General features: G+C 54.8%; 25 protein-coding genes. 15 read left to right on the top strand and 10 right to left on the bottom strand.

The window, feature by feature from the left end:
- Positions 1–219: 219 nt before the first annotated feature.
- The gene (locus AC2FAK_RS20185) at positions 220–489 is read right to left on the bottom strand and encodes a GrxA family glutaredoxin (protein WP_006809455.1); all 270 of its coding nucleotides are present in this window, start codon (positions 487–489) and stop codon (positions 220–222) included.
- A 184-nt stretch (positions 490–673) separates the two neighbouring features.
- Here AC2FAK_RS20185 and nfsA point away from each other — a divergent pair, with 184 nt between their 5' ends.
- The 9 genes from nfsA (at position 674) to rlmC (ending at position 9,147) form a co-directional block, all read left to right on the top strand.
- On the top strand, positions 674–1,396 hold the full coding sequence (gene nfsA, locus AC2FAK_RS20180; RefSeq protein WP_020689894.1) for a nitroreductase NfsA: 723 nt from the start codon (positions 674–676) through the stop codon (positions 1,394–1,396).
- Positions 1,397–1,447: 51 nt separating this feature from the next.
- Positions 1,448–2,350 (top strand): 30S ribosomal protein S6--L-glutamate ligase, encoded by a 903-nt coding sequence (gene rimK / locus AC2FAK_RS20175; protein ID WP_013097373.1) that lies wholly within the window; start codon positions 1,448–1,450, stop codon positions 2,348–2,350.
- 63 nt (positions 2,351–2,413) lie between these two features.
- Positions 2,414–2,890, top strand: a complete 477-nt coding sequence (locus AC2FAK_RS20170) for a YbjN domain-containing protein (RefSeq protein WP_003858385.1) — start codon at positions 2,414–2,416, stop codon at positions 2,888–2,890.
- Between the two features lie 351 nt (positions 2,891–3,241).
- A complete protein-coding gene (gene potF / locus AC2FAK_RS20165; protein WP_095455615.1) occupies positions 3,242–4,354 on the top strand; it encodes a spermidine/putrescine ABC transporter substrate-binding protein PotF in 1,113 nt (370 codons plus the stop codon).
- A gap of 143 nt (positions 4,355–4,497) precedes the next feature.
- A complete protein-coding gene (potG, locus tag AC2FAK_RS20160) occupies positions 4,498–5,631 on the top strand; it encodes a putrescine ABC transporter ATP-binding subunit PotG (protein WP_013097371.1) in 1,134 nt (377 codons plus the stop codon).
- A gap of 10 nt (positions 5,632–5,641) precedes the next feature.
- On the top strand, positions 5,642–6,595 hold the full coding sequence (gene potH, locus AC2FAK_RS20155) for a putrescine ABC transporter permease PotH (RefSeq protein WP_095455614.1): 954 nt from the start codon (positions 5,642–5,644) through the stop codon (positions 6,593–6,595).
- Positions 6,592–7,437: a putrescine ABC transporter permease PotI gene (gene potI / locus AC2FAK_RS20150; RefSeq protein ID WP_013097369.1), complete on the top strand. Its 846-nt coding sequence runs from the start codon at positions 6,592–6,594 to the stop codon at positions 7,435–7,437. The genes potH and potI overlap by 4 nt, the downstream gene beginning before the upstream one ends.
- Before the next feature lie 65 nt (positions 7,438–7,502).
- Positions 7,503–7,976, top strand: a complete 474-nt coding sequence (locus AC2FAK_RS20145; protein WP_020689898.1) for a YbjO family protein — start codon at positions 7,503–7,505, stop codon at positions 7,974–7,976.
- A 40-nt stretch (positions 7,977–8,016) separates the two neighbouring features.
- Positions 8,017–9,147 carry a 23S rRNA (uracil(747)-C(5))-methyltransferase RlmC gene (rlmC, locus tag AC2FAK_RS20140; protein WP_095455613.1) on the top strand — a complete coding sequence of 377 codons (1,131 nt, stop codon included), beginning with the start codon at positions 8,017–8,019 and terminating at the stop codon, positions 9,145–9,147.
- A gap of 90 nt (positions 9,148–9,237) precedes the next feature.
- Here rlmC and AC2FAK_RS20135 read toward each other — a convergent pair whose 3' ends face one another.
- Positions 9,238–9,687 (bottom strand): hypothetical protein, encoded by a 450-nt coding sequence (locus AC2FAK_RS20135; protein ID WP_062934932.1) that lies wholly within the window; start codon positions 9,685–9,687, stop codon positions 9,238–9,240.
- Positions 9,688–10,117: 430 nt separating this feature from the next.
- Here AC2FAK_RS20135 and AC2FAK_RS20130 point away from each other — a divergent pair, with 430 nt between their 5' ends.
- Together AC2FAK_RS20130 and AC2FAK_RS20125 are read left to right on the top strand one after the other, a co-directional pair.
- Positions 10,118–10,825, top strand: coding sequence for a response regulator transcription factor (locus AC2FAK_RS20130; RefSeq protein ID WP_095455612.1), 708 nt, complete (start codon positions 10,118–10,120; stop codon positions 10,823–10,825).
- A complete protein-coding gene (locus AC2FAK_RS20125) occupies positions 10,809–12,278 on the top strand; it encodes a sensor histidine kinase (RefSeq protein WP_095455611.1) in 1,470 nt (489 codons plus the stop codon). Before AC2FAK_RS20130 ends, AC2FAK_RS20125 begins: the two co-directional genes overlap by 17 nt.
- An 85-nt stretch (positions 12,279–12,363) precedes the next feature.
- Here the strand turns inward: AC2FAK_RS20125 and artJ are convergent, their stop codons facing one another.
- The 6 genes from artJ to AC2FAK_RS20095 all read right to left on the bottom strand — a co-directional run bounded on the left by artJ (position 12,364) and on the right by AC2FAK_RS20095 (position 16,867).
- A complete protein-coding gene (artJ, locus tag AC2FAK_RS20120; protein WP_013097364.1) occupies positions 12,364–13,095 on the bottom strand; it encodes an arginine ABC transporter substrate-binding protein ArtJ in 732 nt (243 codons plus the stop codon).
- Between the two features lie 155 nt (positions 13,096–13,250).
- Positions 13,251–13,919 (bottom strand): arginine ABC transporter permease ArtM, encoded by a 669-nt coding sequence (gene artM / locus AC2FAK_RS20115; protein ID WP_013097363.1) that lies wholly within the window; start codon positions 13,917–13,919, stop codon positions 13,251–13,253.
- The gene (gene artQ, locus AC2FAK_RS20110) at positions 13,919–14,635 is read right to left on the bottom strand and encodes an arginine ABC transporter permease ArtQ (RefSeq protein WP_013097362.1); all 717 of its coding nucleotides are present in this window, start codon (positions 14,633–14,635) and stop codon (positions 13,919–13,921) included. Before artQ ends, artM begins: the two co-directional genes overlap by 1 nt.
- Positions 14,636–14,641: 6 nt before the next feature.
- Complete coding sequence (gene artI, locus AC2FAK_RS20105; RefSeq protein ID WP_020689903.1) at positions 14,642–15,373, bottom strand: arginine ABC transporter substrate-binding protein ArtI; 732 nt, start codon at positions 15,371–15,373, stop codon at positions 14,642–14,644.
- Between the two features lie 20 nt (positions 15,374–15,393).
- Positions 15,394–16,122 carry an arginine ABC transporter ATP-binding protein ArtP gene (artP, locus tag AC2FAK_RS20100; RefSeq protein ID WP_013097360.1) on the bottom strand — a complete coding sequence of 243 codons (729 nt, stop codon included), beginning with the start codon at positions 16,120–16,122 and terminating at the stop codon, positions 15,394–15,396.
- Positions 16,123–16,348: 226 nt separating this feature from the next.
- Positions 16,349–16,867, bottom strand: a complete 519-nt coding sequence (locus tag AC2FAK_RS20095) for a lipoprotein (protein WP_013097359.1) — start codon at positions 16,865–16,867, stop codon at positions 16,349–16,351.
- 107 nt (positions 16,868–16,974) lie between these two features.
- Between AC2FAK_RS20095 and AC2FAK_RS20090 the strand changes: the two genes are divergently transcribed.
- The 3 genes from AC2FAK_RS20090 (at position 16,975) to AC2FAK_RS20080 (ending at position 19,012) form a co-directional block, all read left to right on the top strand.
- Positions 16,975–17,298 carry a heavy metal-binding domain-containing protein gene (locus AC2FAK_RS20090; RefSeq protein ID WP_006174327.1) on the top strand — a complete coding sequence of 108 codons (324 nt, stop codon included), beginning with the start codon at positions 16,975–16,977 and terminating at the stop codon, positions 17,296–17,298.
- Positions 17,295–18,125, top strand: coding sequence for an N-acetylmuramoyl-L-alanine amidase (locus tag AC2FAK_RS20085; protein WP_095455610.1), 831 nt, complete (start codon positions 17,295–17,297; stop codon positions 18,123–18,125). The genes AC2FAK_RS20090 and AC2FAK_RS20085 overlap by 4 nt, the downstream gene beginning before the upstream one ends.
- A 263-nt stretch (positions 18,126–18,388) precedes the next feature.
- Positions 18,389–19,012, top strand: coding sequence for a helix-turn-helix domain-containing protein (locus AC2FAK_RS20080; RefSeq protein WP_047024618.1), 624 nt, complete (start codon positions 18,389–18,391; stop codon positions 19,010–19,012).
- Here AC2FAK_RS20080 and AC2FAK_RS20075 read toward each other — a convergent pair.
- Both AC2FAK_RS20075 and AC2FAK_RS20070 read right to left on the bottom strand, forming a co-directional pair.
- The gene (locus AC2FAK_RS20075; RefSeq protein ID WP_095455609.1) at positions 19,009–19,635 is read right to left on the bottom strand and encodes a hypothetical protein; all 627 of its coding nucleotides are present in this window, start codon (positions 19,633–19,635) and stop codon (positions 19,009–19,011) included. The genes AC2FAK_RS20080 and AC2FAK_RS20075 overlap by 4 nt on opposite strands.
- Positions 19,635–21,188 (bottom strand): ExeA family protein, encoded by a 1,554-nt coding sequence (locus AC2FAK_RS20070; protein ID WP_095455608.1) that lies wholly within the window; start codon positions 21,186–21,188, stop codon positions 19,635–19,637. Before AC2FAK_RS20070 ends, AC2FAK_RS20075 begins: the two co-directional genes overlap by 1 nt.
- A 299-nt stretch (positions 21,189–21,487) precedes the next feature.
- On the opposite strand from AC2FAK_RS20070, the gene gspC reads away from it, so the two are divergent.
- Positions 21,488–22,219 carry a type II secretion system protein GspC gene (gene gspC, locus AC2FAK_RS20065; RefSeq protein ID WP_029883203.1) on the top strand — a complete coding sequence of 244 codons (732 nt, stop codon included), beginning with the start codon at positions 21,488–21,490 and terminating at the stop codon, positions 22,217–22,219.
- Positions 22,220–22,231: the final 12 nt, after the last annotated feature.

Here is a 22,231-nt window from a genome sequence, read left to right as displayed (position 1 = left end):
AGCCGTCTTTCTTGCCGGGTGGCGCTGCGCTTACCCGGCCTACAATCGGCATTAATATCAAGTAATTGCATTATTTATCGTAGGGCAAAACGCAAGACGCGCACTGGATTAACAGGCTAATCCATGCTTCATATGGTTCAGTTCTATTGGGTGAAGTGAAAAAGTAATGACTGCTAAATAGATAAAACCCCACGTCAGGGCGCGGGGTTTGCTTAGTGATTACTGAGCGGCAAACAGACCCAGATGTTCTTTAGCGTAAGCTTCAAAATCGGTGCAGCCGCCAATGTGTTTCTGATCGAGGAAGATCTGCGGTACGGTTTCAACCGGTTTACCCACGGTTTTTTCCAGATCGGCTTTGGTGATGCCTTCTGCGTGGATATCCACATAGCGGAAGTTAAAGTCATCACGCTCTTCAGTCAGTTTTTCAGCCAGCTCTTTTGCGCGCACACAGTAAGGGCATCCTGGACGACCAAAAATTACTGCAAACATTTCTCTCTCCTCAAAAAACAAGCCTGACGGCGAATGACACATATAGTGCACGATAACCTGCCGTCATTAAAGTAGGTTTCGCCTGTCGCTTTAATACCCTTGAGCTATGTTTCGCCAATTACATGCCGCGCATCATTGCCTATACTGGCTGCCACACGTATTAAGCAAGACAAAGAGAGAGACAATGACGCCAACAATTGACCTGCTCCGTTCCCACCGTTCTATCCGCCACTTCACCGATGAGCCCATTACCGAGGCGCAGCGTGAGGCCATCATCGACAGCGCCAGAGCCACCTCGAGCTCCAGCTTTCTGCAGTGCAGTTCGATTATTCGCATTACCGACAAGGCCATGCGCGAGCAGCTGGTGACGCTCACGGGCGGGCAGAAGCATGTAGCTCAGGCCGCCGAGTTCTGGGTATTCTGCGCTGACTTTAACCGCCACCTGCAAATTTGCCCTGAAGCCGAGCTGGGGCTGGCAGAACAGCTGCTGCTGGGTGTGGTCGATACCGCGCTGATGGCGCAAAACGCCTTCACGGCGGCGGAATCGCTGGGATTAGGCGGCGTGTATATCGGCGGGCTGCGTAACAATATTGAAAGCGTAACCGAACTGCTGAAGCTGCCGAAGCACGTCCTGCCCCTGTTCGGTCTCTGCCTCGGCTGGCCGGCTGACAACCCGGATCTCAAGCCGCGCCTGCCTGCGGCGATGCTGGTCCATGAAAACCACTACCAGCCGGTCGACAACGACGTGCTGGCGCAGTATGACGAGGAGCTGGCGCACTACTACATGACGCGCGGCAGCAATAACCGCCGCGATACCTGGAGCGACCACATCCGCCGTACCATCATTAAAGAAAATCGCCCGTTTATTCTCGATTATCTGCATAAACAGGGCTGGGCGACGCGCTAGTCCATTCGGTATGATACGCAGGCTTTTCCCATGTCTTTAGAGAGGTGCAGGGTGAAAATTGCCATTTTGTCCCGGGATGGAACGCTCTATTCATGCAAACGCCTGCGAGAAGCGGCGGCAAAACGCGGACATCAGATTGAGATCCTCGATCCGATGTCCTGCTATATGAACATTGACCCTGCTGCTTCCTCGATCCATTACAAAGGCCGCAAGCTACCGCATTTTGATGCGGTGATCCCCCGCATCGGCTCGCAGATCACCTATTACGGTACGGCCGCGCTGCGCCAGTTTGAAATGCTGGGCAGCTATCCTCTCAACGAATCTGTCGCCATTTCCCGTGCCCGGGATAAGCTGCGCTCGCTGCAGCTGCTCGCCCGCCAGGGTATCGATCTTCCGGTCACCGGTATCGCTCACTCCCCGGACGACACCAGCGATCTGATCGACATGGTGGGCGGTGCGCCGCTGGTCATCAAACTGGTGGAAGGCACACAGGGTATTGGCGTGGTGCTGGCAGAGACGCGACAGGCAGCAGAGAGCGTGATTGACGCCTTCCGCGGCCTGAATGCGCACATTCTGGTGCAGGAGTACATCGAAGAGGCCAAAGGGCGCGATATCCGCTGTTTCGTGGTGGGCAATGAGGTGGTGGCGGCCATTGAGCGTCAGGCGAAAGAGGGCGATTTTCGCTCCAACCTCCACCGGGGCGGCGTTGCGCGGGTTGCTGATATCAGCGAGCGCGAGCGGGAGATTGCCGTGAAAGCGGCGCAAACGCTGGGGCTGGACGTGGCAGGCGTAGACCTTCTGCGCGCAACGCGCGGGCCGCTGGTGATGGAAGTGAATGCCTCGCCCGGGCTGGAAGGGGTAGAAAAAACCACCGGTGTCGATATTGCAGGTAAAATGATTGCATGGATTGAGCGTCATGCCACGCCGGGCTACTGTCTTAAAACGGGTGGTTAAATGGATTAGCGCGCACTTTTTGAGTACCCTATGCGAAGTTTTTACTAAAGAGGCTCCACCGCGATGGATTTACAGGTCGTTCCAACACTGGATACGTTACGTCAATGGCTTGATGATGCCGGTATCACCTTCTTTGAATGTGATTCCTGCCAGGCGCTGCATCTGCCTCACATGCAGAATTTCGACGGCATTTTTGATGCCAAAATCGATCTCATTAACGACGTGATCCTCTTCTCTGCGCTGGCAGAAGTTAAGCCGTCTGCGCTGCTGGCGCTGGCCTCTGACCTCTCTGCGATCAACGCCAGTTCTTTGACGGTGAAAGCATTCCTCGATATACAGGATGATAATCTGCCAAAACTGGTCGTTTGCCAGTCTTTGTTCTCCGGCGCGGGGCTCTCCTTCAAGCAGTTCGCCTGGTTTATGCGTTTGAGTGAAGAGCAAATTTCGATGGTAATGATGGAAGCCAATGCACACCATCTGCTGTACAGCGCGGAAGACGATGCAGAGAATAATGATGCATCTCCCAATTTTCTTCACTAAGCCTGTCTGACTTTTGCGCAGTCGCTGCCAGAGCGGCTGCATAACGCCATTTATTCTGCTGCTTTTAACCTTTCTTTAAAGAATTTTTCACCTCCTCAAAGGCCATTTCGGCTTATCACGTAGACATAACCTGCATAAAAAATTGATAAAAGGCGTTTTTTCGTCTGGGCTATAGCCGGAGACACGGGCTACAGTTATTCTTGCGATGCTTAAAAAAGCGAGCGGATCCTGCCGGGTAAAGAGGTTTCTTTTTATTTTGAGCAGAGCGACAAACTATGCATGATTTTTGCATATATCCAGATTGCACAGTTTTAGTTCGTTTGTTAACGAGCTTTCAGAAGGAATAACACTATGATCGCCTTGAATAAAAAATGGTTATCGGGTCTGGTTGCGGGTGCTCTGATGGCCGTCTCTGCCGGCACGCTCGCTGCGGAACAAAAAACGCTGCATGTTTATAACTGGTCTGACTATATTGCCCCGGACACGGTGGCTAATTTTGAAAAAGAGACCGGCATTAAAGTGGTCTACGACGTATTTGATTCCAACGAAGTGCTGGAAGGCAAACTGATGGCAGGCAGCACCGGTTTTGACCTGGTGGTACCGTCCGCAAGTTTCCTGGAGCGTCAGCTGACCGCAGGCGTTTTCCAGCCGCTGGACAAGAGCAAGTTACCAAACTGGAAAAACCTCGACCCGGAAGTGCTGAAGCTGGTCTCTAAGCATGACCCGGAGAACAAATACGCCATGCCGTATCTGTGGGCGACCACCGGTATTGGCTACAACGTGGATAAAGTCAAAGCGGCGCTGGGCCCGGACGTCAAGCTGGACAGCTGGGACGTGGTGCTGAAGCCGGAGAACCTTGCGAAGCTGAAAAGCTGCGGCGTCTCCTTCCTGGATGCCCCGGAAGAGATTTTCGCCACCGTGCTGAACTATCTCGGCAAAGATCCGAACAGCAACAAGGCGGATGACTACACCGGCCCGGCGACCGATCTGCTGCTGAAGCTGCGTCCGAATATCCGTTACTTCCACTCTTCACAGTACATTAACGACCTGGCTAACGGCGATATCTGCGTGGCAATTGGCTGGGCAGGGGACGTCTGGCAGGCGGCTAACCGCGCGAAAGAGGCGAAAAACGGCGTGAATGTCTCCTACTTCATTCCGAAAGAGGGGGCGCTGGCCTTCTTTGATGTCTTCGCCATGCCTGCCGATGCGAAAAACAAAGATGAAGCGTATCAGTTCCTTAACTATCTGATGCGTCCGGAAGTGATTGCCCATATCAGCGACCATGTCTACTACGCCAACGGTAACAAGGCCTCCTTGCCACTGATTAGCGAAGAGATCCGTAATAATCCGGCTATCTATCCGCCAGCGGATGTGTTTGCCAAGCTCTTCACCCTGAAAGTTCAGGAGCCAAAAATTGACCGCGTACGTACCCGTGCGTGGACCAAGGTGAAAAGCGGGAAATAACGGCGTTTGGTAACGTTGCCCGGTGGCGCTATCGCTTACCGGGCCGACACAACCCGTAGGCCGGGCAAGCGTTCGCGCCGCCCGGCGATGCGCACCCTGACGGTGCGTTTGCACCAGTTTTGATCTATGCCGGAGAACACCCCGTGAATGACGCGATCCCCCGCCCGCAGGCGAAAGTCCGTAAAGCGCTGACCCCGCTACTTGAAATTCGTAACCTCACCAAATCTTTCGATGGCCAGCATGCCGTGGACGACGTCAGCCTGACTATCTACAAAGGCGAAATATTTGCCCTTCTGGGGGCGTCTGGCTGCGGTAAATCAACCTTACTGCGTATGCTGGCCGGGTTTGAACAACCTACCGCCGGGCAGATTGTGCTGGATGGCGTGGATCTCTCCAGTGTACCGCCGTATCAGCGTCCGATTAACATGATGTTCCAGTCTTACGCGCTGTTCCCGCATATGACGGTGGAGCAGAACATCGCGTTTGGCCTGAAGCAGGACAAGCTGCCAAAAGCCGAAATCACCGCGCGTGTGGCGGAGATGCTGAGTCTGGTGCACATGCAGGAGTTCGCGAAGCGTAAACCGCACCAGCTTTCTGGTGGTCAGCGTCAGCGCGTGGCACTGGCCCGAAGCCTGGCGAAACGCCCGAAACTGCTGCTGCTTGATGAGCCGATGGGTGCTCTGGATAAAAAACTGCGCGACCGTATGCAGCTCGAAGTGGTGGATATCCTCGAACGCGTGGGCGTGACCTGCGTGATGGTCACCCACGACCAGGAAGAGGCCATGACCATGGCCGGGCGTATCGCGATCATGAACCGCGGTAAGTTCGTACAGATTGGCGAGCCGGAAGAGATTTATGAACACCCGACTACCCGTTACAGCGCGGAGTTCATCGGCTCGGTGAATGTTTTTGAAGGGCTGCTGAAAGCGCGTGAAGAAGACGGGCTGATCATCGAATCGCCGGGGCTGCAGCATCCGCTGAAGGTCGACCCGGATAACTCCGTGGTAGACAACGTGCCGGTCTATATCGCCCTGCGACCGGAGAAAATCATGCTCTGTGAAGATCCTCCGGCCGATGGCTTTAACTTTGCCGTGGGCGAAGTGGTGCACATTGCCTATCTGGGCGATCTCTCTATTTACCACGTCCGTCTGAAGAGCGGGCAGATGCTCAGCGCCCAGTTGCAAAACGAACATCGCTACCGTAAAGGACTGCCGACCTGGGGCGACGAAGTGCGTCTGTGCTGGGATGCGGACAGTTGTGTCGTGCTGACGGTATAAGGAGCGGCCAATGAGTACACTTGAACCGTCAGCCCGCGTCGAAAAACCGGGCGGCTTTGCGCACTGGCTGGCGCGCATGCAGATGAACCACGGCCGCAAGCTGGTGATTGCCATGCCTTACGTGTGGCTGATCCTGCTGTTCATGCTGCCGTTCCTGATCGTTTTCAAGATAAGCCTGGCGGAAATGGCGCGGGCGATCCCGCCTTACACCAATCTGCTGGACTGGGCAGACGGCCAGCTGACGCTGACGCTTAACCTTGGCAACTTCCTGCAGCTGACGGAAGATCCGCTTTATGTCGAAGCCTACCTGCAGTCGCTGCAGGTGGCGGCCATCTCCACGCTCTGCTGTTTGCTGATGGGCTACCCGCTGGCATGGGCGGTGGCGCACAGTAAGCCCTCGACGCGCAATATTCTGCTGCTGCTGGTGATCCTGCCGTCGTGGACCTCGTTCCTGATCCGCGTCTACGCGTGGATGGGGATCCTGAAAAATAACGGGGTGCTGAATAACTTCCTGATGTGGTTAGGGGTTATCGATCAGCCGCTGACTATTCTGCACACCAATCTCGCGGTCTATATCGGGATTGTATATGCCTACCTGCCGTTTATGGTGCTGCCGATCTATACGGCGCTGACGCGTATCGATTACTCGCTGGTGGAAGCCTCGCTGGATCTGGGCGCCCGTCCGCTGAAGACTTTCTTCAGCGTGATTGTGCCGCTGACCAAAGGCGGGATTATCGCCGGGTCGATGCTGGTGTTTATTCCGGCGGTTGGGGAGTTTGTGATCCCGGAATTGCTCGGCGGCCCGGACAGCATCATGATTGGTCGCGTGTTGTGGCAGGAGTTCTTCAATAACCGCGACTGGCCGGTGGCCTCCGCGGTGGCGATCGTGATGTTGCTGCTGCTGATCGTGCCGATCATGTGGTTCCACAAGCATCAGCAGAAACAGATGGGAGACCACGGATGAACAACTTACCGGTAGTGCGCTCTCCGTGGCGAATTGCGATCCTGGTGATCGGCTTTACCTTCCTGTATGCGCCGATGCTGATGCTGGTGATCTACTCGTTCAACAGCTCCAAACTGGTCACCGTATGGGCTGGCTGGTCGACGCGCTGGTACAGCGAACTGTTCCACGACGATGCGATGATGAGCGCGGTGGGGCTGAGCCTGACCATCGCGGCGCTGGCGGCCACGATGGCCTGCGTGCTGGGCACGATTGCCGCGCTGGTGATGGTGCGCTTCGGGCGTTTTCGCGGCTCGAACGGCTTTGCCTTTATGATCACCGCGCCGCTGGTGATGCCGGACGTGATCACCGGCCTGTCGCTGCTGCTGCTGTTTGTGGCGCTGGCGCATGCCATTGGCTGGCCGGCGGATCGCGGCATGCTCACCATCTGGCTGGCGCATGTGACCTTCTGTACCGCGTACGTGGCGGTGGTTATCTCCTCGCGTCTGCGCGAGCTGGATCGCTCCATTGAAGAGGCGGCGATGGATCTCGGTGCCACGCCGGTGAAGGTCTTTTTCATCATCACGCTGCCGATGATTATGCCTGCGGTGATCTCCGGCTGGCTGCTGGCCTTTACCCTGTCGCTCGACGATCTGGTGATCGCCAGCTTTGTTTCCGGGCCAGGGGCGACGACGCTGCCAATGCTGGTCTTCTCCAGCGTGCGCATGGGGGTAAACCCGGAGATCAACGCCCTGGCGTCGATTATCCTTGGCGTGGTCGGAATTGTCGGATTTATCGCCTGGTATTTGATGGCGCGCGCGGAAAAGCAGCGCGTGCGCGATATCCAGCGTGCAAGACGCGGCTGAAGGAATTATTATTTCCAGTGATGTGCCGCGCATGACGCGGCACTGTTTTTCAGGGAAGTAAAACATTGGGATTATTAAAAAAATCACGTCTTACGCACGCTCGTCCAAACGTACCTGCGCTGGTGCAGGTGGCGGCGCTCGCTATTATTATGATCCGCTGTCTTGATGTACTGATGATCCTCAACACCCTGGGGGCGCGCGGCATCGGTGAGTTCATTCATCGCAGCGTGCAAACCTGGAACCTCACGCTGGTATTCCTCAGCAGCCTTGTGCTGGTGTTTATCGAAATCTACTGCGCGTTTTCGCTGGTTAAAGGGCGCAACTGGGCGCGTTGGGTCTATCTGCTGACGCAGGTGACCGCCGCCAGCTATCTGTGGGCCGCCTCGCTAGGCTATGGCTATCCGGAGCTGTTCAGCATTGCCGGTGGATCCAAACGCGAGATCTTCCATGCGCTGGTCATGCAGAAATTACCCGATATGCTGGTGCTCCTGCTGCTCTTTGCTCCAGCCTCAAGCCGGCGGTTCTTCCGCCTGCAATAATGTGTATAATCGCAGCCCTCGTTATTCTTAAGGTTTTCCTATGCAGTGCGCACTCTATGACGCCGGACGCTGCCGCTCCTGTCAGTGGATAGAACAGCCGGTCTCTCAACAACTCACCGCCAAAATGGCCGACCTGCAACAGCTGCTGGCTGAACATGCGGTGGGCGAGTGGTGCGCCCCCGTCAGCGGCCCGGAGCAGGGTTTTCGTAATAAAGCCAAAATGGTGGTCAGCGGCAGCGTAGAAAAACCGCTACTGGGCATGCTGCATCGCGACGGTACGCCGGAAGATCTCACCGGCTGCCCGCTTTATCCTGCCTCGTTTGAGCCCGTCTTTGCGGCGCTTAAACCGTTGATTGCCCGCGCGGGGTTAACGCCTTATAACGTCGCCCGTAAGCGCGGCGAGCTGAAATATCTCCTCCTGACCGAGAGCCAGATGGACGGCGGTATGATGCTGCGTTTCGTGCTGCGCTCGCAAGCCAAGCTGGAACAACTGCGCGCGGCGCTGCCGTGGCTGCAGGAGCAGCTTCCGCAGCTGAAGGTCATTACCGCCAATATTCAGCCGGTGCATATGGCGATTATGGAGGGGGAGACAGAGATCTTCTTCACCGGGCAGCATGCGCTGGCGGAAACGTTCAACAACGTGCCGCTGTGGATCCGCCCGCAAAGTTTCTTCCAGACCAACCCGACGGTGGCGAGTGCGTTATATGCCACCGCCCGCGACTGGGTAAGGGCGTTAAACATCCATCATATGTGGGATCTGTTCTGCGGTGTCGGGGGCTTTGGTCTGCACTGCGCCACGCCTGAGATGCAGCTGACCGGGATTGAGATCGCCGCCGAAGCGATTGCCTGCGCGAAACAGTCTGCCGCTGAGCTCGGATTAACCAATCTGCACTTCCAGGCGCTGGACTCCACGCAGTTCGCGACCGGCCAGGGCAACGTACCGGAGCTGGTGCTGGTCAACCCGCCGCGCCGGGGCATTGGCAAGGCGCTGTGCGACTATCTGAGCCAGATGGCGCCGGATTACATTATCTACTCCAGCTGCAACGCCCGTACCATGGCGACAGATATCGCTCATCTGCCGGGCTACCGTATTGAACGCGTTCAGCTTTTCGATATGTTCCCGCATACCGCGCATTATGAAGTGTTGACGTTGTTGGTGAAAACGCGCTAATCCTTAACATCGCCCGGTGGCGCTGCGCTTACCGGGCCTACGAGTTCGGGTAGGCCGGGTAAGGCGTAGCCGACACCCGGCTTTGTTTGCTTACCCCAGTAATGCGACTCCCGCCTCTGTTTTTAGCCAGCGTGGCGCTTTCAACTGGTCGGCAAAATAGCCTGTCAGCTCAAAGAGCAGATCGCCCATTACGCGGGCTGACTCCGGCGCAAGTACTCCCCCAATTAAGAGTTGCGTAATCTCCTCACAGTAACGGCACAGTTGATCAGCCTCTGCGTTGAATGCAGGTTCGCTTTCCGGGAAAACATCCACCGTTAATCGTTCATACAAATGTTCCGGCACAGGCTCCAGTAGCATCGGGCGGAGTAAGGCAAGACAGGCAGCGAGGCGGCCACAGAGCGCGAGTTTTCTGCCAGGATCGGTTTCTTCTACCAGCGCTTCGCAGTAGCGCTGGCAGTAGTCGGCCAGTTCGGTGAAATCGGTATTGTGATTAACAGGAAGCGTGAGAAGCGTGTCTGAAAAAGACGAGACAATAGACATATAAACATCCTCAGTATGTTGGTTTGCCCCCGCCACTGAAAATGCCAATTTTCTTTGGTGGCGGAGTCGGACGAGGTTGGCATAACCGGACATACTGAGAACCGGCGCGCTTTTCAGCGCCCTCGTCCGACTCACCATTGAAGTGTAACCGGACGCACAGCGTAAAAAAAGTATCACGCCGTCAGTATGTTATGCAGGATGCCAATCCCGGCACCAGATTTTGCTGGTGTGAGGTGAACATACGCCTGTAAAACCTTAATAAAAAGAGGGACAGAAAGGATAAGTTAAATCCTGCGAGGCTGCTTCAGAAAATACAGAGGCGATCGGTTGAGTGGTTTGTTAGCCCGCAAAATCTTCAACAAAATGTGAACTCTTCAACCCTGCGAAATCAGGTAAGCTTACGTCATAAGAGATGAAATAAGGCTTACCCATGAAGCAGATCCTGCTGGTGGAAGATGACCACGATATCGCGGCACTTCTGCGACTCAATTTAGAAGATGAAGGCTACACCATCACCCACGAGCCCGACGGCGGCAAGGCATTACAGTGCCTTGAAAAACAGCCGTGGGACGCGGTGATCCTCGATCTCATGCTCCCCAACGTCGACGGCCTGGAGATTTGCCGTCGTATTCGCCAGATGACCCGCTACCTGCCGGTGATCATTATTAGCGCCCGCAGCAGCGAAACCGATCGGATCACCGGCCTGGAAACCGGCGCGGATGATTATCTGGCAAAACCGTTCTCGGTGCAGGAGCTGATTGCGCGCATTAAGGCGCTGTTCCGCCGCCAGCAGGCGATGGGGCAGGCGCAGAGTGCCGGGAATATTCAGGCGCATGGCCTGACGATCGATCCGCTGGCCCGCAGCGTGCTGCTTCACGGCCAGATGGTGGATCTCACCCCGCGCGAGTTTGAACTGCTGTACTTCTTTGCCCGCCATCCTGGCGAGGTCTTCTCGCGTCTGGCGCTGCTGGAGCAGGTGTGGGGCTATCAGCACGAAGGTTACGAGCATACCGTTAACACCCATATCAACCGCCTGCGCATCAAGATTGAAAAAGACGCTGCCGAGCCGGAGATCATTCGCACCGTCTGGGGCAAAGGCTATAAATTTGCGGAGCCGCACCATGATGCGCCGCTTTAGCCTGAGCCAGCGCCTGACGCTGCTGTTCATTTTATTGATGATGCTCTGTGCCGCCGTCGCCTGCGCCGTCCAGCTCTACAGCAGCATGCAGTATGGTAACGCCATGGTTCAGCGTCTCTCTGGCGGCCTGGCGCAACAGATCGTGCAGCGCGAACCAATTCTGAACGCCCAGGGCAGGGTCGACCGCACCGCGCTGAAACCGCTCTTTGACAGGCTGATGACCTTCAACCCGAGCGTGGAACTGTACGTCGTCTCCCCGGATGGCGATATTCTGGCCGATGCCGCCCCGCCTGGCCATATTCAGCGACAAAGCATCAATCTCGCGCCGGTACAGGAGTTCCTCAGCGGTGCGGCCATGCCGGTTTTTGGCGACGATCCGCGTAGCCAGAACAAGAAAGTGTTCAGCGCGACGCCGTTACGTCAGGACGGCGAGCTTAAAGGCTATCTGTATATTATTTTACAGGGCGAGGAGTCGAACGCGCTGGCGGACATGGCCTGGCACAAGGCGCTGTGGAGTACGGTGCTCTGGTCAATGCTGTGGGTGGCGCTGTTTGGCCTGCTGGCGGGCTTACTGGTCTGGTACTGGGTCACGCGTCCGGTTAAACGATTGACGCGTGAAGTGGCCGGGCTGGAGCATGACAGCATGAGCGCGATACGCGCGCTGGCGGTCCAACAGCCGGATGCGACAGCAAAAGATGAAGTGGCGCTCCTGCGTAACAATTTTATCGAGCTGGCACGCAAAATCACCCACCAGTGGGATCAGCTGGCCGACAGCGACCGCCAGCGCCGGGAGTTTATCGCCAATATTTCCCACGACTTACGCACGCCGCTGACCTCGCTGCTGGGCTATTTGGAGACGCTGTCGCTGAAATCCGCCACACTGACGCCGCAGGAGCATCAGCAATACCTCGCCACGGCGTTGCGTCAGGGGCAAAAGGTGCGTCACCTGTCACAGCAGCTGTTTGAGCTGGCGCGTCTTGAGCACGGCGGCATCAAGCCCCAGCGCGAGCGTTTTGCGATGGGAGAGCTTATTTCCGACGTGGCGCAAAAGTTTGAGCTCACGGCGCGCACGCGCGAGCTTCAGCTCCAGATAGACGTTCCCGGGCCGCTGCCGCTGGTGTATGCCGATGTCTCGATGATAGAACGCGTGGTGACCAATCTGCTGGATAACGCCATCCGCCATACCCCCACCGGCGGCAAGATCCGTCTCGCCGTATGGCAGGAGAATGAAAAGCTACAGGTTGAGGTGGCAGATTCAGGAACCGGTGTGGATGCCGCGCTGCGCGACGATCTGTTCCAGCGGCCTTCAGCGTTAAATCCGCAGGCCTCGCGGGAGAATCGCGGTGGGTTAGGGCTGTTGATTGTCAAACGGATGCTGGAACTACACGGGGGAGGGATCAGGCTGATGGAGTCGGTGAGCGGGGCGCGATTCAGGTTCTTCGTGCCGTTGTGAGAGAGTGCCGGGTGGCGCTGCGCTTACCCGGCCTACAACTCCCCCCGTAGGCCGGGTAAGGCGAAGCCGTCACCCGGCAAAAAAGTTACTGCGGGAACCACTGGTCGCTGATTTTCTGATACGTACCGTCAGCTTTAATCGCCTTCAGCGCGCCGTTCAGTTTTGCCAGCAACGCTTTGTTATCCGGACGCACCGCAATGCCCAGACCCGTACCGAAGTACTGCGGATCGGTCACTTTTTCGGTTGCCGTACCGAGCTGCGGGTTGGTTTTCAGCCATTCGTTGACGACCGCGGTGTCACCAAATACGCCATCGATACGGCCATTTTTCAGGTCGATAATCGCGTTCTGATAGCTGTCATACGCCACGGTTTTCACTTCAGGATGTTTGTCCTGCAGGTATTTCTGGTGCGTGGTGCCGTTTTCCATCCCGATGCGTTTGCCTTTCAGCTCATCAAAGGATTTATAAGCCCCTTTCTTCGCAATGACCACCGCCGAGTTGGCGTAGTACGGGTCGGTGAAGGCCACCTGCTTGCTACGCTCTGGCGTGATGTCCATACCGGAGATCACCGCGTCGTATTTTTTAAATTTCAGAGACGGGATCAGGCTATCAAAGGCATGGTTGGTAAAGGTGCAGTCGGCCTGCATCTGTTTGCACAGCGCTTTCGCCAGATCGATATCAAAACCCACGATCTGGTTGCTGGCATCCAGCGATTCAAATGGTGGATACGTGGCAGAAACGCCGAAATTGATTTTATCGGCAGCCGTTGCGCCTGCGGCAAACGTTGCCAGTAATGCGGCCAGAACTAACTTTTTCATTGTAATACTCCCGTCTGTAGGTCTTATGAAAGTACAATGCCATTTAATGAATTTATATTCAATATAAATGATTAAATATTTATTATGGAATAAAAAAAAGCGGATAACCCATCAGGTTACCCGCTTTATCAATACCGTTTTATGCATTAACGTGATTAATTTCTGCGCTCAAATGCCAGCGCTTTACGCTCGATCAGGCGCATCATCAGCGTCAACAGTCCGTTAACTACCAGATACACCACGCCTGCCGCGCCAAACACCATCACATCGTAGGTGCGTCCATACAGCAGTTGCCCGTGGCCCATCACTTCCATCAGGGTGATGGTGTAGGCCAGCGAGGTACTCTTGAACACCAGCACCACTTCGTTGGAGTAAGAGGAGAGGGCACGCTTAAAGGCGTACGGCAGCAAAATGGCCAGCGTATCTTTTTTGCTCATGCCGAGCGCGCCGCAGGACTGCCATTGTCCTTCCGGAATGGCGCGGATCGCTCCGTAGAACAGCTGAGTGGTGTAGGCAGCGCTGTTCAGTGAAAGGGCGATCAGGGCACACAACCACGGCTCAGAGAGCAGATGCCAGATAACCGGATACTCCTGCAGCGACGGGAACTGGCCCGGGCCGTAGTAAATCAGGAAGATCTGCACCAGCAGCGGCGTACCGGTAAAAAGGGTGATATAGCCGCGCACAATCCACACCAGCACCGGCGTTTTCAGCGTCAGGATGATGGTAAAGATCAGCGCCAGGATCAGCGCCACGATGATGGACGCCACGGTCAACGTCAGGCTGGTGTGCAGCCCTTTCATCAGCTCGGGTAAATAGTCCAGCATCAGCCTGGTCTCCGTTCAAAGCGCGTCGCACGCAGGTCAATACGCTTAAGGATGTACTGACTCAGCAACGTGATCACCAGGTAGATAGCCGCCGCCACAATGTACCAGGTAAACGGCTCCTGGGTGCGGGTAGCGATGCTTTTGGTTTGCAGCATTAAATCGTTAACGCTTATCAGGCTCACCAGCGCGGTATCTTTCAGCAGCACCAGCCACTGGTTCCCTAAACCCGGCAGGGCATGACGCCACATCTGCGGCATCACCAGACGGAAGAAGATCGCCGCTTTCGACATCCCCAGCGCCTGGCCAGATTCCCATTGTCCTTGCGGTACCGCTTTCAGCGCACCGCGCAGGGTTTGCGACGCGTACGCAGAATAGAGCAGGGAAAGGGCAATGACGCCACAGAGGAACGGGCTGACGTCGAAGTTTTCAATCTGCATCTGCACCGGGATCTGCACGACGCCAAGATTGAGGGTAAAGCCGTCCGACAGCGTGAGCAGCAGCTGTGAGGAACCGAAATAGATAAACAGGACCACCAGAATCTCCGGTAGCCCACGCAGCACGGTGACCAGCGCGGAGCCGGTCCAGGCGACAGGGAACCACTTTGCAGATTCCCATACCGCAAAGAACATCGCCAGCACCAGGCCGATAATCAGTGCGCAAACGGCAAGGCCGACGGTCATCCCGGCGGCGCTTGCTAAAGGAAGAATTTCATTCATCAGGAATTACTTCTGGAACCATTTTTTATAGATGGTTTCGTAGGTGCCGTCTTTCTTCACTTTTTCCAGCGCAGCGTTGAATTTCTGCTGCAGCTCAGTGTTGCCCTGACGAACGGCAATCCCCAGACCTGTGCCGAAGTAGTCCTTATCGGTCACTTTGTCGCCCACTGGCGCGAGTTTATCGTTGGCTTTCAGCCATTCGGTTACTACCGCGGTGTCACCAAACACGCCATCGATACGGCCGTTCTGCAGATCCAGCTTCGCGTTCTGGTAGCTGTCGTAAGGCACGGTGGTGATTTCCGGATGTTTATCCATGATGAATTTCTGGTGCGTGGTGCCGTTCTGTACGCCCACTTTTTTGCCTTTCAGCTGGTCAACAGAGGTAAATTTCCCTTTCTGACCAATAAACAGGGCGGAGTTGTCATAGTACGGCGTGGTGAACAGCACCTGCTTTTCACGCTCTGGCGTGATGTCCATACCGGCCATCACGGCGTCGATACGGCGGAACTTCAGGCTTGGGATCAGGCTGTCAAACGCCTGGTTGCTGAAGGTACAGGTCGCGTCGATCTCTTTACACAGCGCGTTAGCCAGATCGACATCGAAGCCCACAATCTTGTTGTTGGCGTCGATAGATTCAAACGGAGGATAGGACGCTTCGGTGGCGAAACGGATGGTCTGGGCTGCGGTAGCGGAAAGGCTGACGCTAGCGAGCAGCGCGGCAATCAATACTTTTTTCATTATCATTTTCCCTGGCACTCTCAGTGAGATAAGTAGTTTTTGAAGGCATCGGTTTGCGGGTTGGTAAAGCAACTCGCATCACCTTGCTCAACGATATACCCGTTTTCCATGTAGACCACACGGCTGGCGGTTTTACGCGCCACTTCCACTTCATGGGTGACGATGACCTGAGTAATGTTGGTTTCCGCCAGCTCACGAATGATGCTCACGATCTGGGCGGTGATTTCCGGGTCCAGCGCGGCGGTTGGCTCATCAAACAGCAGTACCGCTGGCTCCATCATCAGCGCACGGGCAATCGCCACACGCTGTTGCTGACCCCCGGAGAGGTGCAGCGGATAACGATCGCTGTAGGGCTTAAGGCGCAGACGCTCCAGCAGCTTTTCAGCACGCGCCATCGCCTGATCCTTGCTCAAACCGAGAACGCGGCAGGGCGCTTCAATCAGGTTTTGCAGGACGGTCAGATGCGGCCAGAGGTTGTATTGCTGGAAGACCATGCCAACGTTTTGACGCAGTTCACGAATCGCTTTATCGGACGGCGTTTTCGCAAAATCAAAGTGGTTACCGGCGATAGCCAGCGTTCCTGAACGGGGCATTTCAAGCAGATTAAGGACACGCAAAAGAGAACTTTTACCCGCGCCACTTGGACCAAGCAAAACCAGCGTTTCGCCTTCCGGGCACTCCAGCGTGATGTCGAACAGCGCCTGGTGTGCGCCGTAGAAGCAGTTAATGCCGTTTAGTTTAATACTCATCGGGGCAGTCTTTACTCATCCAGGCAATCTATAGCAATTGAGGCCGCAGATAGTACCGTTGACAGAATAGTTATGCAATATTTCTGCGTTAAAAGTTAAATATAACCCGTAATACCCCTTAAACATAGCACAAAATAGCGAAGCCCAAGGTCGGCGAGTATAAATGTCGGCATTCCGCATGAAATGCCGCACATTTTTCGGGGTTTACAATTCTGAAACAGTGAGTTTAGCGATTCTCAATCGACTGGCGCAGCGTGCCTGCCGGGGCATGAACGCTCCCGCCGATATAGCGTACGTCATCCACCGCCCAGCACTGGCCTTCGCGGATCATCAGCACTTCATCCTGCCAGGTTTGGGTGCCCTGGGTCAGCTTCACGCGCAGGGGGATGTTACGCGCATCGGTGTTCGGAATGGTCGAGGCGCTGGCCACTTCGGCACTGTCCGGCAACGTCGTGCGGCTGGAGAACGGATCGGATTTCAGCAGCGCGTTGTGCTGCGGATCGCGCGTGGCATCGTTCAGCAGTTTTGCCAGCCCATCGCTCAGATACGGACGCAGGCCGGTGAGATCGTTGCTGCGGTGTTGAATGCGATAATCATAGAACTGTTGCGCCACGGTATCCGGGCCGCCCTCTATACAGGGGCCGCTGCGGGTACCGATATCCTTAAAGGCTGGCGTGACCGTGGTGGTACACGCGCTGAGCACCAGCGCGCAGGGCACCAAAAGCGTTAAAGCAGAGTAGCGCATGTTGATTTCCTTATTTATTAACTATCCTTTCAATCATAGCGTAACGAACCGATAATGCTGGTGAAGTTATGGGCTAAGGCATTGAACGCTAAAGAAGGAGAGAAACCATGCAGTTTTCAACAACGCCAACCCTGGAAGGGCAGCCGATTACCGAGTATTGCGGTGTGGTCACGGGAGAAGCCATTCTGGGGGCCAACATTTTTCGCGATTTCTTTGCCGGTATCCGCGATATCGTCGGCGGCCGCTCTGGCGCTTATGAAAAAGAGCTGCGTAAAGCCCGGGAAATCGCCTTCAAAGAGCTGGGCGAACAGGCCAAAGCACTGGGGGCGGATGCGGTTGTGGGGATTGATATCGACTACGAAACCGTCGGTAAAGATGCCAGCATGCTGATGGTGAGTGTAAGCGGTACGGCGGTGAAAACCCGTCGATGAAACGCGCGTTTTCAACACTCCTGCTGGCGCTGTTGCTGGCAGGGTGCGCCACGGAAAAAGGCATTGTGGATAAAGGCGCCTATGAACTGGATACCCGCCACCAGGCGCAGGCGGCCTATCCGCGCATCAAGGTGCTGGTTATCCACTATACGGCGGATGACTTTGACAGTTCGCTGGCCACGCTGACGGACAAGAACGTCAGCTCCCACTATTTGATCCCGGCGAAGCCGCCCGCACCGGACGGTAAACCGCGCATCTGGCAGCTGGTTCCCGAGAACGAACTGGCCTGGCATGCGGGCATCAGCTTCTGGCGCGGCACCAACCGCATTAATGATACGTCGGTTGGCATTGAGCTTGAGAATCGCGGCTGGCAAAAAACGGCCGGGGTAAAACACTTTTCGCCATTCGAACCCGCGCAAATTGCGGCCCTGGTGCCGCTCGCAAAAGACATTATCGCCCGCTATCAGATTAAACCCGAGAACGTGGTGGCCCATGCGGATATCGCGCCTCAGCGCAAGGACGATCCCGGTCCGCTGTTCCCGTGGCGCGAGCTTGCAGCGCAGGGGATTGGCGCCTGGCCCGACGCGTCCCGGGTGGCGTTCTATATGAACGGGCGGCCACGGTATCAGGCCGTGGAGACCGCAGCGTTACTCGATTTGCTCGCGCGTTACGGTTACGAGGTTCCCGACAACAGCACCCCCGCTCAGCAGAAGCGCATCATTATGGTCTTCCAGATGCACTTCAGGCCGCAGCTGTGGAACGGCGTGGCAGATGTGGAAACGATGGCCATTGCCGAAGCACTTTTAGAGAAATACGGGCAGGGGTAATCCTTCGGGATTAACCCGAATGCCTCGTTTTTGTGAGCATGATCATAAGATTAATCTTAAGTACATTCTCAATTCATTTTAAGTAAATTGATTTAAAATCGCCCTCAACTAAGATTGATTCATCGATTCACAGCATGAATCAAATTAAAGAAACAGTCCTCTTTTGGTTTTTTTAATTTCAAAAAGAATACCAACACATTTTACGGCAACGTAACACCTTGCCGGACAATTTTCTTATTTAAACATCTTAATTGGGTATAATAATGTTAAGCATTTTTGGTAAAAAAACACGTCCCCATCATGAAATGGAAGCCATTATTTCTGCAACGGCCGGGTATGAAGAAAAAACGTTAAGAAAATGGCAAAAAATATCAACCTGCAACTCCGATAATATTCACATTATCGTCAGCGGAGAAGTCGAGTTCCGCCGCAGTTCTGATGACTTATGTATGTTTACGCTACAGGGACAATGTATTTTTGGTCTCTCCGCTATTTTCTACAACTCTACGCATATGCAGGGCGTGGTACGCAGTAATACCGTGGTTCGTACCATACATAAGGACGAATTCCAGCAGTTAATGACTCAGCACGGGCTGTGGCCTGAACTGACTAAAGTGCTGGCATGGTATGTCTGTTTGCTCAGCAAGCGGGATGATGTTTTAGTTGCCCGCAGCGCATATTCCGTCGTCCGTGAATTCCTGATAGAAATTAACGAACTGATTGTTGTTCATCAGCGAGATATTAACATTTATGATTATATTCAGGAATACACTAACCTGGCACGCAGCACCATAATTAAAATTCTCTCCGACCTGAAAAAAGGTCAATATATTGTGGTCGAAAAAGGGCGACTGATTAGCCTGACCACTCTGCCGGAAAAATATTAATCCCCTCCCGCGTCTCCTTTTATCACCGAAGGAGACGCATTTTGCGTTTCGTCAACCGGTGGTGCGGGCATTTTTCCCTTCGCCATATCATCCTGCTGCTGTTTTAGCGCCTGCATAAATAACGTTTTTAATGAATTGTCTTCATCCGGCTGCGTTGCCTGCGCGTGTTTCATCGCCTGTTCGTGCGCTTCGGTGCCGGGTAAGGTATCGCGCGAGGTATCATGCGTGACGGGGCTGTCCGGCAATGCGCCATCAGGTGCCTGCTGCCACTCATTTTCGTCGCTATTAATGGGCATATTGTCCATCGGCGGTAAATCTTCCTGCACTTTTACCGACTGCGGCTTTGGCTGCGGGTGCGGGAACGGTTTGGTGATATACACGTAATGCATATCAGAAAGGGTGGTGTCTGGCTTCGCGACGCTCACCTTTTTTATCACCGGCGCCGGGTGGCGCAGGTTCCAGTACACGTGCGCATACAGGCCAGCGACGATCAGCGCGCACAGCGCCAGACACCAGAGCGTCACCACGCTGATAATTTTACTGAATGACGGCAAACGCCATGAGAACCAGACCGGTTCCCCGGTGGTATAGCTGCGCTGGGCAGCGAGGCAGATGGTAGACATTATGCGTGCTTCTCTTGCGTAGTCGGGTTAGCCTGGGTTGTCTGGATCAACACGCTCGGCGTGGTATGGGTTTCGCGCATCAGCTGCATCAGGGTGTCTTCACCCGGAATACCGTCGACGCGGAGGTGCATTTTTTCCTGGAATTCGCGGGTGCGCTTCATCAGCTCCGCCGTCCAGTTTTTATCGTGCGTTTCGTTTTCGCCCAGCGCCACGCTCAGCTGCTGATCCAGCCACTCAAGATCTTTACTGTCGCTGGCGGCGGTGATTTCGTCTTTGCCTGACGGGGTCAGGCGGTGCAGAAGGGTGTAATTGCCCGTTGCGTGCTGGTTATACCACGTGCGGCTCACCTGCCAGGTGCGGTTGTTCATCAGCAGGTCGAGGGAATTTTTCCCGGCACGCGCCACGACGGCGTAATTAATGTGATCGCCTGTTTTAATCTCGCTCACCCACGGGTAACCGTCATTCGCCAGCGTGTCCAGGGAGGCATTACCCTGTTTGCACATCAGGTTCACTTTTGCGGCATTCTGGCACAGGGCATCGTCGGCAGAGGCGTCATAGCCCCACATGGCGTAAAGCTGGTGCATGGCATCGGGCTGATTCACCACCTCATGTTCGATGACCGGCAATACCGGCGCGTCTGGCGTTTTTACCTGCTGTTTCCAGCTGGCTGGTACCGGCAGCGCCACCGGCAGTTTTGCCGTAATGGACGAGGTCATCATCCAGCCGCAGGCGGCGAACAGGACGGACGCGAACAACCCGACGGAGGCCAGCGTTTTACCACGCTTAGGCGCTGGCAGGGCTTCACCGGTGGCGAGACGCAAATGACGCGGTCCAACGTTTGGCGCCCGTTCGGTCCAGGCGGCCAGCATGGAAAGATGAGCCAGTTCGTTTAGCTTGCTGATGTTGCCTTTAGTCAGGGCGTGGATTTTTTTCACGCGAGCGGGCGTCAGCGGAGAGACATCCGCGCCGTGCTCGTGGCACTGGGCGTCAACGTAGCTCAGGAACTCGCGGCAGGTCAGGTTGCGCAGGGTGTGGCAGGTCAGCACATATTCCTGCAGGGCAGAGGCTTTCAGCATCACTTCCTGGTCGGCCGTACCCATCAGCACAATCGACAGGCGAACATCCAGCTCCTGCGCACGGGTAAGCAGTATGCCCAGGACGTCGTAGCCGCTGGCCTTCATCGCCTGCGCCTGGGAAATGACCAGCACCTTGTGGGTCGACTTCGCATCGCGCCACTGGCGAATAATGGCGTCAACCGCCTGGAGCTTGTTCTTCTCTTTCGCTACCGGGTTGAGTTTGAAGAGCAGGCTACTGGCGCTCAGCTTCGGAAAGGCATTAATGCAGAGCACCGACTTGCTGCTGGCTTTGAGGGCATCGCTGAACTGCCCCAGCAGTTCGCTGTCGTGGTAAAAGAGCCCGGTGATCCCTGCCTGCTGGCTTTTCTCTTTCAGAAGATTAAACACATCCTGATGATAAGGCACCAGAAAATCGCCCGACTTGCGGGTGATATTTCTGAACGGCGGGGTACTGAATTTAAAATGGCTCTGATACATAACGACTTACCGTCTCTTCTCTTTAATAGCAATGGGCGAAAAGTACGGTAAGCCTCTGTCATGGTCAATTTAACACCAGAGTAAAAATAACCTGTCAGGCCGCATCTAACATTCCCTTTTTTTCCGGTCAATCATTTTCTTCATTAAAGTTAATAGCGAAGCCGGTGGTTTGCACTGGTCACGCTTATTACTATTTGCTCACTAAGTTATGCAGCATACCGCTGCGAATTCCTGCTTTGCTAAAAGGCCCGATAATAATGAGGAACGCATTCCTTTCCAGGCTAATGACGCCCTGCATAATGCTAGTCATGCTAATTTTTTGCAGCCAGCAGGGTTATGTCGTTTTTAAAGATTATAAAAAGGTTACGAATAAGTTAGCGAATGCTGATAAAGCGCCGCTAAAACCGCGTAACAGTGACAAAACGTTTGGTCTTTTTACGGCTGCAGTCCGTCAGGCCGACGTTCCGGCGGCGGTAAAAGCGCCGCTGTCTGCAGAAATTGAAGGCATCATCCGCAGCGATGAGTCGTGGCTGTCGTTCGCCGTGATTAAGACCCCCGCCGGGCAGCAGAGCTACCGGGAAGGGGAGCCGCTGGTGGGGTTCGACGATGCGTATGTGGATGAAATTAATAAAGATAACGTGGTTGTTCAGTACGAAGGCACGAAGCAAACGCTCGCCCTCAAACAGCCGCCTTATTTTAAGGGCGATGCAGGCAATAGCCCGGTGACGAAATCGAAAAAAGATGCCGGCGCGGACAGTCTGCATCTCGATGATTATCTGGTGTTAAAGCCGTTAATCGATAAAGGCCAACTGGAAGGCTTTAACATTAATCCACGCAATGCGTCGCCTTTTTACAGTGAAACAGGACTGAAACAGGGTGATGTGGTGGTGAAAGTGAATGACGTCGATATGACGAAAGAAGCGCAGGCGAAAAATATTATCGCCAACTGGTCGAAAATGAAAGAAGCGGAGGTCGTCGTCAGACGGCACGCTCACCTTGAAAATATTCGGGTTAATGTTCTAAACAATTAACAAGTGTAAATC

The sequence above is a fragment of the Enterobacter cloacae complex sp. 394F7 genome, assembly GCF_057320385.1.
The sequence above is the reverse complement of the archived record's forward strand: the minus strand, read 5'-3'. Positions and strand labels throughout refer to the sequence as shown.

Excerpts from the sequence above, each read along its gene's own strand:
- artM (WP_013097363.1), bottom strand. The coding sequence starts at position 13,919 with ATGCTGGACTATTTACCCGAGCTGATGAAAGGGCTGCACACCAGCCTG.
- gspC (WP_029883203.1), top strand. The coding sequence starts at position 21,488 with ATGCTAGTCATGCTAATTTTTTGCAGCCAGCAGGGTTATGTCGTTTTT.
- artQ (WP_013097362.1), bottom strand. The coding sequence starts at position 14,635 with ATGAATGAAATTCTTCCTTTAGCAAGCGCCGCCGGGATGACCGTCGGC.
- AC2FAK_RS20095 (WP_013097359.1), bottom strand. The coding sequence starts at position 16,867 with ATGCGCTACTCTGCTTTAACGCTTTTGGTGCCCTGCGCGCTGGTGCTC.
- AC2FAK_RS20080 (WP_047024618.1), top strand. The coding sequence starts at position 18,389 with ATGTTAAGCATTTTTGGTAAAAAAACACGTCCCCATCATGAAATGGAA.
- AC2FAK_RS20185 (WP_006809455.1), bottom strand. The coding sequence starts at position 489 with ATGTTTGCAGTAATTTTTGGTCGTCCAGGATGCCCTTACTGTGTGCGC.
- AC2FAK_RS20125 (WP_095455611.1), top strand. The coding sequence starts at position 10,809 with ATGATGCGCCGCTTTAGCCTGAGCCAGCGCCTGACGCTGCTGTTCATT.
- artI (WP_020689903.1), bottom strand. The coding sequence starts at position 15,373 with ATGAAAAAAGTATTGATTGCCGCGCTGCTCGCTAGCGTCAGCCTTTCC.
- AC2FAK_RS20090 (WP_006174327.1), top strand. The coding sequence starts at position 16,975 with ATGCAGTTTTCAACAACGCCAACCCTGGAAGGGCAGCCGATTACCGAG.
- potI (WP_013097369.1), top strand. The coding sequence starts at position 6,592 with ATGAACAACTTACCGGTAGTGCGCTCTCCGTGGCGAATTGCGATCCTG.
- AC2FAK_RS20070 (WP_095455608.1), bottom strand. The coding sequence starts at position 21,188 with ATGTATCAGAGCCATTTTAAATTCAGTACCCCGCCGTTCAGAAATATC.
- AC2FAK_RS20075 (WP_095455609.1), bottom strand. The coding sequence starts at position 19,635 with ATGTCTACCATCTGCCTCGCTGCCCAGCGCAGCTATACCACCGGGGAA.
- potF (WP_095455615.1), top strand. The coding sequence starts at position 3,242 with ATGATCGCCTTGAATAAAAAATGGTTATCGGGTCTGGTTGCGGGTGCT.
- AC2FAK_RS20085 (WP_095455610.1), top strand. The coding sequence starts at position 17,295 with ATGAAACGCGCGTTTTCAACACTCCTGCTGGCGCTGTTGCTGGCAGGG.
- artJ (WP_013097364.1), bottom strand. The coding sequence starts at position 13,095 with ATGAAAAAGTTAGTTCTGGCCGCATTACTGGCAACGTTTGCCGCAGGC.
- artP (WP_013097360.1), bottom strand. The coding sequence starts at position 16,122 with ATGAGTATTAAACTAAACGGCATTAACTGCTTCTACGGCGCACACCAG.
- AC2FAK_RS20130 (WP_095455612.1), top strand. The coding sequence starts at position 10,118 with ATGAAGCAGATCCTGCTGGTGGAAGATGACCACGATATCGCGGCACTT.
- potH (WP_095455614.1), top strand. The coding sequence starts at position 5,642 with ATGAGTACACTTGAACCGTCAGCCCGCGTCGAAAAACCGGGCGGCTTT.
- rlmC (WP_095455613.1), top strand. The coding sequence starts at position 8,017 with ATGCAGTGCGCACTCTATGACGCCGGACGCTGCCGCTCCTGTCAGTGG.
- AC2FAK_RS20170 (WP_003858385.1), top strand. The coding sequence starts at position 2,414 with ATGGATTTACAGGTCGTTCCAACACTGGATACGTTACGTCAATGGCTT.
- AC2FAK_RS20135 (WP_062934932.1), bottom strand. The coding sequence starts at position 9,687 with ATGTCTATTGTCTCGTCTTTTTCAGACACGCTTCTCACGCTTCCTGTT.
- nfsA (WP_020689894.1), top strand. The coding sequence starts at position 674 with ATGACGCCAACAATTGACCTGCTCCGTTCCCACCGTTCTATCCGCCAC.